A 14,212-nucleotide genomic window follows, 5' to 3' on the forward strand; every position below is an offset into this window, starting at 1 on the left:
TGGTTGGAGGCTCCTGTGTGAACAGGAGTCTTTTTTTCGTTTTCCTGGCGGATGATTTCTTTTTCTGGTTGGGTATAGTATAATGAGCAGAGAACATAGGAAAAACAGAGTTTTTGCTGCAGAAAGGGGATAGTTTTTGTGAAGTTGTTTCATTTATCGGATCTTCACATTGGAAAACGCGTGCATGAGTTTTCCATGATCGAGGACCAGAAATATATGTTGACACAGATCCTGCAGGCGGTTATGCGGGAAAAACCGGATGGAGTTCTGATTTCCGGAGATGTATATGACCGGACGATTCCAACGGCGGAGGCAGTGCAGGTGTTGGATGCCTTTTTAACCAGCCTTTCGGAGCAGGAAGTTCCGGTTTTTATCATCAGCGGCAATCATGACTCGGCGGAGCGGCTGGCATTTGGGTCGAATCTGATGGGGAAGAGCGGAATCTATTTGTCGAAGGTATATGATGGAAGAATAGAAAAGTTCGCGTTACAGGATGCATATGGAACGGTGTGGATTCATCTTCTTCCGTTTCTGCGCCCGTCAACCGTACGCCATGCCCTGCCGGAACGCGCGGAGGAGATTCAGTCCACGGCAGATGGCGTGAGGGCGGCACTGGAGCAGACCCAAATAGATCCAGGAGAGCGGAATATCCTTTTAGCGCATCAGTTTGTGACAGGCGCGCTGCGGTGCGAGGCAGAGGAACTGCAGGTAGGTGATGTGGATCAGATTCCGGTGGAGCTTTTTGATGCGTTTGATTACGTGGCGCTCGGCCATATCCATAGTCCGCAGAAGGTTGGCCGCGAGACCGTGCGCTACTGTGGTTCACCACTCAAATATTCGTTTTCCGAGGCTGGACAGGAGAAGTCGATTACCATTGTAGAGCTGAAAGAAAAAGGAACTGTCGAACTTCGCACGATTCCATTGAAACCGCTCCACGATCTTCGAAAAATCCGTGGAACGTATCTGGAAGTGACAGCAAAAACGTTCTATGAAAACAGCGACCGTACGGATTATCTGATGGTAACCCTGACGGATGAGGAGGATGTTCCGGACGGCATGGCGAAGCTTCGGACGATTTATCCCAATTTGATGCGTTTGGAATATGACAATAAAAGAACGCGTTCCAATGCGGAGGTAACGGCGGCGGAACGTATCGAGGAAAAATCGGAACTGGAGCTGTTTCAGGAATTTTATGAACTGCAGAATAACCAGAGCATGACGGAACAGCAGAAAGCATTTGTGAAAGCATTGCTTAGGGGGATAAAAAGATGAAGCCAAAGAAATTGATTATCAGTGCATTCGGACCATATGCGGACCGGACAGAACTGGATTTTACAAAACTGGGCAGCGGCGGCCTGTATCTGATTACAGGTGATACCGGTGCAGGAAAAACAACAATTTTTGATGCGATTACCTTTGCGCTCTACGGCGAGGCAAGCGGTGAAATCCGGACGGGGGAGATGTTCCGCAGCAAGTATGCCGCGCCGGAAGTGCGCACTTTTGTGGAGCTTACCTTTGCGCATCAGGGAAAAGATTATATGGTAAAGCGGAATCCGGAGTATGATCGGCCGAAGGAGCGCGGTCAGGGAATGACGAGAGAAAGAGCAAATGCAGAACTGATTTTTCCGGATGGGAGACAGCCGGTGACGAAAAGTACGGAAGTGACAAAAACTGTAACGGAACTTCTCGGACTGGATCAGAAGCAGTTTCGACAGATTGCCATGATCGCGCAGGGGGATTTCCAGAAACTTCTCCTGGCAGAAACGGCAGATCGAAGTGAAATTTTCCGGAAAATGTTTCATACGGAAATTTATCAGGAGCTGCAGAATCGTCTGCGGGATGCCGCGAAAGAGCGAAGCAATACGTATAGTGAAAAGCGGAGGAGTATTCTCCAGTATCTCGACAATATCGTCTGCCCGGAGGATGCGGTGTTCAAAGAGGAATTTGCGCAGTTGAAAAAGGCAAATTTCGACGGTCAGGTGATGCGGGGGATGGAACTGCTGGCACGTTGCATCGAGATGGATCAGAAAAGACTTTCGGATCTTGAGCAGGAGCGGAAAGCGGTGGAAACAGAGATGGAGCAGAAAACCCAGCTGCTCGGCAAGGTAAAAGAGAGCCAGAAGCGGCGGGAGGAAAAAGCACAGAAGGAAAAGAAACTGGCGGGACTGGTTCCAGAGGAAGCGGAAAAACAGCAGAAAAGCGAACGGGCAGAACGGGAGGCTTCCATCTGCAAAGAACTGGAGGAGCAGATCCGCGCAGAACAGGAAAGCCTGGAACTGCTGAAGAAGATGAAGCAGGAACAGGCAGAGCTTTTGGAAAAGCAGAAAGAACTGCAGACGGCAGCGGAAGAGAAGGACAGACTGAAAGCAGAGCAGGAACAGGCAAAAGCGCAGCTGCTTGAGAAAAGAAAACGGGAAGAAGATCTTTCCGGCGTGGATGCGGTTTTGGCGAGGGTACAGCAGAACGAAACGCGGGCGCAGGAGCAGATCATGGCAATCCGGGGATGCCGCGAAAAAGTTCAGGAGTCCGAGAAGAAGACGGGGCTTCTGGCAGCAGAACTGGAAGGCCTGACACAGCAGGACACCGAGCTGGCATCCCGGATGGAAGCAACGACGGTATTTCTGAAAGAAAGACAGGATGCTGCATTTGCGGAGGAAGAATATCGCCGGGCGCGGACCGAATTTTCGCAGCTGCTGCGAAAATGGACGGCAGCGCAGAAGGAATGGAAAGAAAAGCAGGAAGCGTATCGAAAAAGTCTGGAAATCAGAAATGATGTGCGGGAAACGTGTCAGGAACTGGAACAGCTGTTTCTGGATGCGCAGGCGGGAATCCTGGCAGAAAATCTGACAGAGGGAATCCCATGTCCGGTCTGCGGATCCGTGCATCATCCAGTGCTGGCGAGAAAGGCGGAACATGTGCCGGATAAAGAAACACTGGATCAGCAAAAAGAAAAACTGCAGAAGCAGAACGAAGTGACTGCGGCATTAAGCGAAGCGGCAGGAAACTGTAAAAGACAGGCTGAAACGGCAAGGGAAGAGCTGACGCAGCGGATTGCCCGGGGAACCGCTGCTCCGGCAGAAACAGCAGATCAGGAATGCAAAAAAGAGCAGGAACGTCTGACACAGCTTTCGGAAGAGCAGTTTGCACAGGCTGCGGATGAAACAGAAAAGCAGCTTGCGGCAGAAGAAAAGCGTCAGAAAACACGACGGGAAGAATATGCGGCATATGAGAAACGTCAGCAGCAGGAACAGAAGCAGCGGGAAAAACTGAAACAGGTGATGGCAGAAAAACAGGCAGAGCTTGGACGGCTGGGCGGAGAAAAGCAGACACTTCTGGATCAGCTGAAACAGAAAATGGAAGACGCACAAAAAGCGATCTGTGAGGAAGTGGACATGGAAGAACAGCCAGCTGCTGTGGCAGCAGCTTACTGTGAAAAGCGTCTGGAAGAGAAAAAGAACAGAATCATTCTCTATAAGGAACGAATGCTGGAAAGACAGAGCGAATGGAAAGCTCTGAAACAGATGATTCCAGCAGAAACTGAGCGGGCAGAGCAGCGGGAAAAAGCAATCCATGCGAAGGAACTGCTGGAGGCGAAAGGAAAAGAGGCGGAAAAAGCGCTGCTGGAAAAGATCGGAGAAAAAAAAGAAAAGCTGGAAGGAAAAGACGAAACACAGCTCCGAACAAATATTTCCGTATGGAGTGCAAAAAAAGAGCAGCTGGAACAGGCGCAGAAGAAAGCAAAAGAAGCATATGAAACAGTGAAAGAACGGCTTACCGAAGTGCGCGCGGCACTAGAGACGATCCGCTCTCTGGAAGAAAATGAGGAGACAGATCGGACACTTCCTTCCGAAACAGAGCTGCAGGAAAAAATAGCGGAGCTGACAGAACAGAAACAGCAGCTGGAACAGAAATACAACGAACAGTATCATGCGGCAAATACAAACCGTAAGACGTACGAAAATGTACAGAATCAGCAGAACCAGATGCAGGCATTGGAGGAAGAATACAAATGGGTGCGGGCGCTTTCGGATACGGCGTGCGGCGGCATGAGTCAGAAATTGAAAATCGAACTGGAAACGTACGTTCAAATGACGTATTTCGACCAGATTCTGCGAAAAGCCAACCTGCGTTTCATGACGATGAGTGATGGTCAGTATGAATTGAAGCGTCAGGAAGCCTCAGGAAAAAATCTGAAGGTCAAAACTGGTCTGGATCTGAATGTCATTGATCATTATAATGGAACGGAGCGCAGCGTGCGTACCCTCTCCGGCGGCGAAGCATTTCAGGCCTCCCTCTCTCTGGCCCTTGGCCTTTCCGATGAGATTCAGTCGCACGCAGGCGGAATCCAGCTCGATGCGATGTTTGTGGACGAGGGGTTTGGCTCTCTTGACGAGGAATCCCTGAATCAGGCTGTGAAAGCACTGGAGGGACTGGCCGGTGGAAACTGTATGGTTGGAATTATCTCCCATGTGCCGGAACTGAAAGAGCGAATTGAGAGAAAGATTGTCGTAATGAAAAGCAGAAGCGGCGACCGCGTAGGAAGCATGGCGGTTATTGAATAAGTGAAAATCCAGGAAATGAGTTTTTAAATTTCTTGTCAGAAGGCGGATGCAATGGTATAATAAGGTTCGTTGAGCCCGAAAGAACGGGCGCAGCACAGTATTTTACCTGACATCGGCCTTTTGTGCCGATTTGCAATAGAATGGAGGAAACCAATGAAAACTTCAGATTTTTACTATGATCTGCCAAAAGAACTGATTGCGCAGGATCCGCTCGAAGATCGCAGCGCCTCCCGCCTGATGCATCTGAATAAAGAAACCGGTGAATATGAGCATGGTCATTTCCGCGATATTCTGAAATATTTAAAACCGGGCGACTGCCTTGTGATCAACGATACCAAAGTAATTCCGGCGCGTCTCTACGGTTCGAAAGTCGGCACCGATGCAGCAATCGAAATCCTTCTGTTAAAAAGAAGAGAAAATGATATCTGGGAGACCCTCGTAAAACCGGGCAAAAAATGTAAGGTCGGCACGGTGATCTCCTTCGGCGACGGCATTCTGACCGGAGAGGTTGTAGATATTGTCGATGAGGGAAACCGTCTGATCCAGTTCCATTACGACGGCATTTTCGAGGAGATCCTCGACCAGCTTGGCGAGATGCCGCTGCCGCCGTATATCACACACAAACTGCAGGACAAGAACCGCTACCAGACGGTATACGCGAAACACGAGGGAAGCGCAGCCGCTCCGACCGCAGGACTGCACTTTACAAAAGAGCTTCTGCAGCAGGTACAGGATGCCGGTGTAAAGATCGCCCATGTAACCCTGCATGTCGGCCTTGGCACCTTCCGTCCGGTGAAAGTGGAGGATGTCACCCAGCATCACATGCACTCTGAGTTCTATGTGGTAGAAGAAGATCAGGCAAAACTGATCAACGATACGAAAGCAGCAGGCGGCCGTGTGATCGCAGTCGGAACAACGAGCTGCCGTACTCTGGAGTCGGCAACCGGCGAGGACGGCATTTTAAAAGCCGGAAGCGGCTGGACCGAGATCTTTATCTATCCGGGTTACCGCTTCAAGATGATCGACGGACTGATCACCAATTTCCATCTGCCGGAGTCCACACTGGTGATGCTGGTATCGGCACTGGCTGGAAAAGAGCATATTATGGCAGCTTATGAAGAGGCTGTAAGAGAAAAATACCGCTTTTTCTCCTTCGGCGATGCCATGATGATTGAATAAAAAATTCGTTTATGACAAAAATACGATGCTGAAAGAAAACGACCATATAGGAACACCCGTGAAGCCCTATATGGTCGTTTTTTTCTCTGCGAATCTTCTAAATCTTTCTTTTTCCCTGCCGAAAAACAGAAGATTTTATTAAGGTTTCTGAAAACGAGCGGAACTGGGTTGTGTCAGGGAATGTTTTTGCGTATACTGATACGTGTTTGAGACAAGGGAGGACGGATTTTGAAGAGAGACGAGAGAAGAAAGTTTCCATACTATGGTATCCTGCCGCTAATTCTGACGCTGACAGCGAATTTTATCGCTTATTTTGGAACGCGGCCGTTCACCAGTTCGTGGAAACATTACAATATAGAAACGGTGCTGGATCAGCAGATCCCGGTGATCCCGTGGACGATCGTGATTTATTTTGGCTGTTATCTGGTCTGGATTGTAAATTATCTGATTGCCGCAAGCAGAGAGAAAGAATTTGTCTGGCGGTTCTTTGCAGCAGATGTTCTGGCGCGGCTTGTCTGTATGGCATTTTATCTGCTGCTGCCGACAACGAACGTAAGGCCGTCGATCCCGGAACAGGGATTCTGGAATCAGATGCTTGCCTTGCTCTACCAGATGGATGCGGCGGACAATTTGTTCCCATCGATTCACTGCCTGAACAGCTGGTTCTGCTATATCGCAGTCCGCGGAAGACGGGAGATTCCGCGCTGGTATCAGCGGTTCTCTTTCTGGGCGGCACTTGCCGTGTTTGTCTCTACGCTGACAACAAAGCAGCATGTGATTGCAGATGTGATTGGCGGAGCGCTTCTGGCAGAAGTGACGTGGCAGATCGCGGGACGCACGCATCTTGGTGCATGGTATGGCATGATATTGGAACGAAGGAGGTGGAAACGCCGTGCAGAGTAAGAAAAAAATGATCGTGAATACTGTTTTTCTCGTTGTGATTTTTGCGTTGACGATATACGGTGTTTTCCACGGCGAAGACCTTGGCGCAATGATGGAAGCAATGCGGCGAGCAGATGTGCGGTGGCTGTTGCCGGGACTGTTCTGTGTCGTGTTTTTTATCTGGGGAGAATCGATCATCATCTGGTACATGATGCATTCCTTCCAGATTCCGGTGAAGAGGCGGACATGTTTTCTGTTTTCTTCCGTCGGATTCTTTTTCAGCTGTATCACACCGTCCGCAAGCGGCGGCCAGCCGATGCAGCTCTACTATATGAAAAAGGAGAAAATATCTCTTCCGGTATCAACGGTAATTCTGATGATCGTCACGATCACTTACAAAGCGGTGCTGGTCGTGGTGGGACTTGGGCTTGTTCTGTTCGGACAGGGCTTCCTGCACCGGTATCTGACGGAAATCCTTCCGGTTTTCTATCTGGGAATCGGTCTGAATGTCTTCTGTGTCACAGCCATGCTCATTCTGGTTTTTCATCCGGCGCTTGCGCGGACAATTCTGGTTTTGGGACTGAAAATCGTGGAAAAACTGCATTTGATGAAACGAAAAGAAAGCCGCCTGAAAAAACTGGAAGCTTCCATGGAAGTCTACCAGAATACGGCAGCGTATCTTGGCACCCACAAAATGGTGCTGGTCAATGTCCTTGCGATTACCTTTGCACAGAGGTTTGCTTTGTTTGCAGCAACATGGTTTGTATACCGCGCCTTCCATTTATCAGGCGTTTCCTTTATTGCCATTGTGCTGCTGCAGGCGGTCATTTCCGTATCGGTTGACATGCTGCCGCTTCCGGGAGGAATGGGAATCAGCGAGACACTGTTCCTGAAAATTTTCCCGCCGGTCTTTGGAAGCACGCTGCTTCTTCCGGCAATGGTGCTTTCCAGAGGGCTCGGCTACTACGGGGAACTGCTGGTGAGTGCAGTCTTTACCATCGTCGCACAGCTTACGATCGGGAATACGAAAAGAGAAAAAAGAGGGGGAACTACATATGATAGGGTTCTATGATTATACCGTAATATTAACATATATCAGCTTTGCATCGTCCATCAGCGGCATTTTTCTTGCAACGCGGGGGCACTTTAACTGGGCGATTTTTTGTCTTGCTTTTTCCGGACTGTGCGATATGTTCGATGGAAAAATTGCGCGGACGAAGAAAAACAGGACAGAAGATGAAAAGCGGTTCGGCATTCAGATCGATTCGCTCTGCGATGTGGTCTGTTTCGGTGTCTTTCCGATCGTGCTCTGCTATGAGCTTGGCATGACACATTTTTACAGCATTCCGATTCTTATTTTCTACGGTCTTGCGGGCGTGATCCGTCTGGGATATTTTAACGTAATGGAAGAGAAGCGTCAGAATGAAACTTCGGAGAACCGGAAATATTACCAGGGACTGCCGATTACCTCGATGTCAGTGGCTCTGCCGCTGCTGTTCGTCTTTGCGCCGCTCTGCCGCGGATACTTTCTAATCTGGCTGCATCTGCTGGTGCTGGCGGTCGGTGTTCTGTTTATCACGGATTTCCGCTTCCGCAAGCCGACGAATAAAGAGCTTGCTGTGCTGGTAGCGGTCGTTGGAGTGGCTGTGCTCCGCGGACTTCTGATCTGGAAGGGAGGAAGAACGATTTGAGACTCTGCGCTTATCCTTACCGAAAACAGGGGAAAAATTATCCAAAGCTTGATCTGATCCGCGAGGAAAATGATCTGCAGGACCGTTTTCTACACATGATGTACAGCCATGCCGCCGGAAGAGCCGCGATGCAGCCGCTGGTTCAGTCATTTGTATCTCGTGCGGCAGGCTGCTTTCTGGACAGCCGCTTATCGGTGCCGCTGGTTGCACTGTTTGTAAAGAAAAATCATATTTCACTGAAGGAATGTACCGCAAAGCAGTTTATCTCGTTCAATGATTTCTTTGTGCGGAAGCTGAAAATGGATGCACGTCCGTTTTCCAATGCGCCGCAGGATTTTATCAGCCCGTGTGATGCGCGGCTTACGGTTTATCCGATTCATGAGAACGGGAAGTTTGAGATCAAGAACACAGAATATACGCTGGAACAGCTTCTGCGCGACAGGAAGCTGGCAAAACGGTATGAGGGCGGAACGTTATTTCTGTTTCGGCTTTCCGTGGACGATTATCACCGGTATCTCTTTGTGGATGACGGCGTCTGTTCGACGGAACGGCGGATTGAGGGTGTGCTCCACACGGTCAATCCGGCGGCGAATGATTTTTGCCCGATCTATAAAGAAAATACGAGAACCTACACGCTGCTGCAGTCCGCAAATTTCGGCACACTGCTGCAGATGGAGGTCGGCGCGATGATGGTCGGAAAGATTGTCAATGAAAATGCCGGAGCGGCGAGACGTGTACAGCGCGGCGAAGAGAAAGGCTATTTTGCCTTCGGTGGTTCGACAGTGATCGTTCTGGCACAGAAGGGAAGCGCAGTGCCGGAAAAACGGATCTGGAATTATTCGCGGCTTGGAATCGAAACGCGGGTACGGCAGGGAGAAACGGTTGGAACGGCCGGAAGAACAGGGTAAAAGCAAAAAAATGGATTGTGAGGAAATGATCTTCACAATCCATTTTTGTTTAAACGTTTTTTATGCCTGCAGCCGTGCCAGATCCTGGTAGAATGTCGGATACGAGATATCCACACAGCCGGCGCGCAGGATTTCCGTCGGTGTCTCTGCGGCAAGCGAAGCGATTGCAAACGACATCGCAATGCGGTGGTCGAGGCGGCTGTCGATTTGGGCGCCGTGGAACGGTTTTCCGCCCTCAATGATCATGCCGTCGTCCGTGCCTTCCAGGGAAACACCCATCGCGGTGAGTTCGTTTACCATGATATCAAGACGGTTCGATTCTTTGACTTTCAGCTCCTCCGCATTCCGGATCACGGTTGTACCGTTCGCTGTGGCGGCAAGAACCGCGATGATCGGGATTTCATCGATCAGGGTCGGGATCAGTTCGCCCTCGATGACAGTGCCGGAAAGAGACGGCGTATAGCGCACGAGAAGGTCTGCAACCGGTTCTCCGCCGGAGTTCTGCTCATTCAGAAGTGTGATGTCAGCACCCATGGCGCGGCAGACGCGGAGCATACCGTCGCGGGTCGGGTTGATGCCGACATTTTTCAGGAGCACCTCAGAGCCTGGAACTATCAGCGCGGCGGCGATGAAGTAGGCGGCGGAGGAAATATCTCCCGGCACACGGACGAGATTTCCATGGAGATCCGGGTCCGGCAGAACCGATGCGGTCAGCCCTTCGGAGGCAACGTCGGCGCCGAAGAATTTCAGCATCAGCTCCGTATGGTTTCTGGAAAGAGCCGGTTCGGTAACGCTTGTTTTTCCGTCAGCATACAGTCCGGCAAGCAGGACACACGATTTGACCTGTGCGGATGCGACCGGCGAAAGATAGGAGATGGCGTGGAGCGGATGGCCGTTGATCGCAAGCGGCGCACAGCCGTTTTCCGGAATACTGCGGATGGAAGCGCTCATCTGGGTCAGCGGATTGATGATGCGTCCCATCGGCCGTTTTTGAATAGAGGCGTCACCGGTCAGTGTACTGGAAAAGTTCTGGCCGGCAAGAATGCCGGAGATCAGGCGTGTCGTTGTTCCGCTGTTTCCGCAGTCGAGAACGGCGGACGGAGCCGAAAGCCCGTGCAGACCTTTTCCATGAACGAGGATGCGCTCCGGCGTGTTCTTGATCTCAATGCCCATACTGCGGAAGCAGGAGATGGTGGAGAGACAGTCGGCACCCTGTAAAAAGTTTGTGACTTCTGTGGTTCCCTCTGAAATGGCACCGAACATGACGGCGCGGTGGGAAATGGATTTATCGCCCGGCACGGAGATTTCTCCGCGCAGAGGACGTACTGCTTTCTGGAACTGCATAACGTAACTTCCTCCTGTCAAGATATACGCGCTTTTAATTGCGGATATGAATGGTATAGCCATGGTCTTTTAAGACCTTCCGGGCAAGAATGCCTGCCTGCTCTTCATAAAATTCAATGCGGAGAGCACCCTCTTCGAACTCGCGGTTATGCGTAATGCCGATATTTTTAATACTGATCTGGTTGATGGCAAGAATTGTTGTAACGGCTGCGATTCCGCCGGCTTCATCGAGCAGGTCGCAGTAAACGACGTATTCTTTCTTTGTCGGTCCATAGGAAGAATCTTCCATGGAATTCCGGTATTCGCGGGAACTCTCAAACATATTGTAGAGCTCGTGGCCTTTTTTGTTGTCAACCAGGTATTTTGCCTGGACGAGAAGGCGGATATAGGAATCCAGCACATTCGAGAGCTGCTTCTGGTTTGAGAGACAGATCTGCTGCCATACCTCCGGGGAGGAGGAAGCGATGCGGGTGATGTCCTTGAAGCCGCCTGCAGCAACGGTTTTCATCTGCTCTTCCGGTGTGTCCAGGGATGCGAGTGCATTGACCAGGGTAGCGGCAACGATATGCGGCAGATGACTGACACCTGCGGTGATGTAGTCGTGCTCTTCGTATGTTAAAACCATCGGGATCGCCTTTAAGGACTGGACAAGATCAACGAAAGCGGAAACTGTCGCGATCTCAACATCTGGTCCGGGTGTAATCATATAGTAAGCATTTTCCAGCAGGTAATCGGTGGCGCTGGAATATCCCGTCTTTTCGGAGCCTGCCATCGGATGGCCGCCGATAAACTGGTGCGTCATGCCGAGGGTCTCAACCGCCTGATGGATTTCTCCTTTTACACTTCCGACGTCTGTGATGATACAGCCCGGTTTTGCGATGCCTTTCACGAACGGAAGATAGGAGATGTTGGTGCTGACAGGAGCACATAAGAAGATATAGTCACAGTCGGCAAAGCGGTCGTCCCGTTCTTCCAGCGCGATATCAATCACGCCTTCCTGAATTGCCTCTTCGATCGTCGCTTTGGTGCGGCAGTAGGCCATCAGTTTATACTCCGGGTGAACCTTTCTGAGGGTTTTTGCAATGGAGCCGCCGATGAGGCCAAGGCCGATAAAGCCGATACAGATTTTTTCGGATGTATCACACATAATTCAAGTAGTCCTTTCTGACAATTTTCGTAGGTAAATCGTATAAAAGACATTGTAAAGCATCTGAAATCAAATGTCAAAGATTTCTTGCTTTAAAGCGACAAAGCATTTTTGAAAGGCAGCAATTTTGCTTGTTTTGCAAAATCCGGCAGATTCCACAGAAAAGCCAGACAGAAAAGCGGAAGAAAGACAGAATAACCAGCTAAAATACATATAAAATTTAAAAATTCAGAAATATATTGTGAAATATGAATAATATACTTGCAAAAAAGCAAAAACTTTAGTAGAATAGTGACTATGATAAGAGGAACGGAAGACGTGAATCTTGATAAAAAGCAGAAAGGCGAATAAGAGCGGCCTTGCAATCTGCAAATTTACTTACATGGGAGGTATTACATATGGACGTTTTTAGAACTGACCGAATCAGAAATGTGGTGCTGCTGGGGCACAGCGGCTCCGGAAAGACAAGTCTGACCGAAGCTATGGCTTATCTTTCCGGTATGACAAACCGTCTCGGAAAAGTGACAGACGGAAATACCGTCAGCGATTTTGACAAAGAAGAAATCAAGCGCAAATGCTCTATTTCCACAACGCTTGTCCCGGTCGTATGGGGAAAAAATAAGATCAATGTTCTGGATACTCCTGGAATGTTTGATTTCGTAGGAGAAGCACAGGAAGCCGCTTCCGCAGCAGATGCCGCTGTAATCGTGGTATCCGGAAAGGCCGGCGTGCAGGTCGGAACCCAGAAAGCATGGGAACTCTGCGAGAAATACAATCTTCCGCGTATGATCTTTGTAACGGAAATGGATCAGGACGATGTCAGCTACCGAGAAGTCGTTGAGCAGCTCACCGAACTGTACGGAAAACGAATCGCACCGCTTCATATGCCTCTGCGTGAAAACGGTAAATTTGTAGGATATATCAATATTGTAAAGAACAAAGGCCGCAGATATATCGAAAAAGATAAAAAAGAAGAATGCCCGATTCCGGATTACTCCGTAGAATATCTGGAGAAGTACCGTGAAACCCTGATGGAATCCGTGGCAGAAACAAGTGAAGAGTTTATGGACCGCTACTTTGGCGGAGAAGAGTTCTCGGTAGCAGAGATTTCCGCAGCGCTTGCCATGAACGTAGGAGACGGCACCATCGTTCCGGTATGCATGGGATCTCCGGTGAACCTGCAGGGCGTATCGAACCTTCTGGATGATATCTGCGGATACTTCCCGGATCCGTCCACCCGTCCGTGTGCCGGCATCAATCTCAATACGAACGAAATTTTCGAGGCAAATTACGACTTTGCGAAACCGAAGAGCGCGACCATTTTCAAGACGATCGTGGATCCGTTCCTTGGAAAATATTCAATGATTAAGGTTTGCTCCGGCGTTATTAAAAGCGATGATGTGCTCTATAATGTAGATCAGGAATCCGAAGAAAAACTGAGCAAGCTGTACGTGCTCGAAGGCTCCAAGCCGATCGAAGTACCGGAGCTTCATGCAGGAGATATCGGTGCCATCGCAAAACTCGGCGATGCAAGAACCGGCGATTCCCTTGCGACAAAGAACAATCAGGTCCGCTACGGAAAACCGGATGTTTCGACTCCGTACACCGCAAAACGATATAAACCGAAGAACAAAGCCGATGTAGATAAGATCTCCCAGGCCTTTGCCAAGATGATGCAGGAAGACCTGACTATGAAGGCAGTCAATGATTCTGCAAACCATCAGACATTGCTGTACGGCATGGGCGACCAGCACATCGATATTATCGTCAGCAAGCTGCTGGAGCGCTACAAAGTAGAAGTAGAGCTGTCCCGTCCGAAGGTAGCCTTCCGCGAGACGATCCGCAAAAATTCGGATGTAGAAGCAAAATACAAAAAACAGTCCGGCGGCCACGGCCAGTACGGTCATGTAAAAATGCGCTTCTCCGCTTCCGGAGATCTCGAGAAACCATACGTTTTCGAGCAGGAAGTTGTCGGCGGCGCCGTTCCGAAGAACTACTTCCCGGCTGTTGAAAAAGGTATCCAGGAAGCCGTACAGAAAGGCCCTCTGGCTGCTTATCCGGTAGTCGGCGTCAAAGCCGTTCTGTATGATGGTTCTTATCATCCGGTAGACTCCTCCGAGATGGCATTCAAGACCGCAGCGATCCAGGCGTTCAAGAAAGGCTTTATGGAAGCATCCCCGGTTCTCCTTGAGCCGATCGTTTCGATGAAGATCACGGTAGACGATAAATACACCGGCGATATCATGGGCGATCTCAACAAACGCCGTGGCCGTGTGCTCGGCATGAACCCGGATCACAAGGGCCATACGATTATCGAGGCTGATGTTCCGGAACTTGAGATCTACGGATACGGCACAACACTCCGCTCCATGACAGGCGGAAGCGGTGATTTCTCCTATGAGTTTGCGAGATATGAGCAGGCTCCGTCCGATATCCAGGCAAAAGAGATTGAGGCAAGAGCTTCGAAGGTTGAAAAAGCAGAAGAATAAAGCTTTATAA

At 49.8% G+C, this 14,212-nt stretch carries 10 protein-coding genes; 8 read left to right on the forward strand and 2 right to left on the reverse strand.

Annotation, left to right across the window (positions count from 1 at the left end):
* The first annotated feature begins 138 nt into the window (after window positions 1-138).
* The 7 genes from DXD92_RS03480 to DXD92_RS03510 all read left to right on the forward strand — a co-directional run bounded on the left by DXD92_RS03480 (window position 139) and on the right by DXD92_RS03510 (window position 9,222).
* Window positions 139-1,272 (forward strand): exonuclease SbcCD subunit D, encoded by a 1,134-nt coding sequence (locus DXD92_RS03480; RefSeq protein WP_118594503.1) that lies wholly within the window; start codon window positions 139-141, stop codon window positions 1,270-1,272.
* Window positions 1,269-4,562 (forward strand): AAA family ATPase, encoded by a 3,294-nt coding sequence (locus tag DXD92_RS03485; RefSeq protein WP_118594502.1) that lies wholly within the window; start codon window positions 1,269-1,271, stop codon window positions 4,560-4,562. Before DXD92_RS03480 ends, DXD92_RS03485 begins: the two co-directional genes overlap by 4 nt.
* A gap of 153 nt (window positions 4,563-4,715) precedes the next feature.
* Window positions 4,716-5,741, forward strand: a complete 1,026-nt coding sequence (queA, locus tag DXD92_RS03490; RefSeq protein WP_118594501.1) for a tRNA preQ1(34) S-adenosylmethionine ribosyltransferase-isomerase QueA — start codon at window positions 4,716-4,718, stop codon at window positions 5,739-5,741.
* Window positions 5,742-5,969: 228 nt separating this feature from the next.
* Window positions 5,970-6,644 carry a phosphatase PAP2 family protein gene (locus tag DXD92_RS03495; protein ID WP_022461411.1) on the forward strand — a complete coding sequence of 225 codons (675 nt, stop codon included), beginning with the start codon at window positions 5,970-5,972 and terminating at the stop codon, window positions 6,642-6,644.
* On the forward strand, window positions 6,634-7,695 hold the full coding sequence (locus DXD92_RS03500) for a lysylphosphatidylglycerol synthase transmembrane domain-containing protein (RefSeq protein WP_118594500.1): 1,062 nt from the start codon (window positions 6,634-6,636) through the stop codon (window positions 7,693-7,695). Before DXD92_RS03495 ends, DXD92_RS03500 begins: the two co-directional genes overlap by 11 nt.
* Window positions 7,679-8,314, forward strand: coding sequence for a CDP-alcohol phosphatidyltransferase family protein (locus DXD92_RS03505; RefSeq protein WP_022461413.1), 636 nt, complete (start codon window positions 7,679-7,681; stop codon window positions 8,312-8,314). Before DXD92_RS03500 ends, DXD92_RS03505 begins: the two co-directional genes overlap by 17 nt.
* Window positions 8,311-9,222: a phosphatidylserine decarboxylase gene (locus DXD92_RS03510; protein WP_243037593.1), complete on the forward strand. Its 912-nt coding sequence runs from the start codon at window positions 8,311-8,313 to the stop codon at window positions 9,220-9,222. Before DXD92_RS03505 ends, DXD92_RS03510 begins: the two co-directional genes overlap by 4 nt.
* A 60-nt stretch (window positions 9,223-9,282) precedes the next feature.
* On the opposite strand, the gene aroA is transcribed toward DXD92_RS03510, so the two are convergent.
* Complete coding sequence (aroA, locus tag DXD92_RS03515; protein WP_118594499.1) at window positions 9,283-10,566, reverse strand: 3-phosphoshikimate 1-carboxyvinyltransferase; 1,284 nt, start codon at window positions 10,564-10,566, stop codon at window positions 9,283-9,285.
* A 34-nt stretch (window positions 10,567-10,600) separates the two neighbouring features.
* Window positions 10,601-11,713, reverse strand: a complete 1,113-nt coding sequence (locus tag DXD92_RS03520; RefSeq protein ID WP_055265977.1) for a prephenate dehydrogenase — start codon at window positions 11,711-11,713, stop codon at window positions 10,601-10,603.
* 398 nt (window positions 11,714-12,111) lie between these two features.
* On the opposite strand from DXD92_RS03520, the gene DXD92_RS03525 reads away from it, so the two are divergent.
* Window positions 12,112-14,202, forward strand: coding sequence for an elongation factor G (locus DXD92_RS03525; RefSeq protein ID WP_022461417.1), 2,091 nt, complete (start codon window positions 12,112-12,114; stop codon window positions 14,200-14,202).
* Window positions 14,203-14,212 lie beyond the last annotated feature (10 nt).

Source organism: Blautia sp. TM10-2, assembly GCF_003480845.1.
Classification (GTDB): domain Bacteria; phylum Bacillota; class Clostridia; order Lachnospirales; family Lachnospiraceae; genus Fusicatenibacter; species Fusicatenibacter saccharivorans.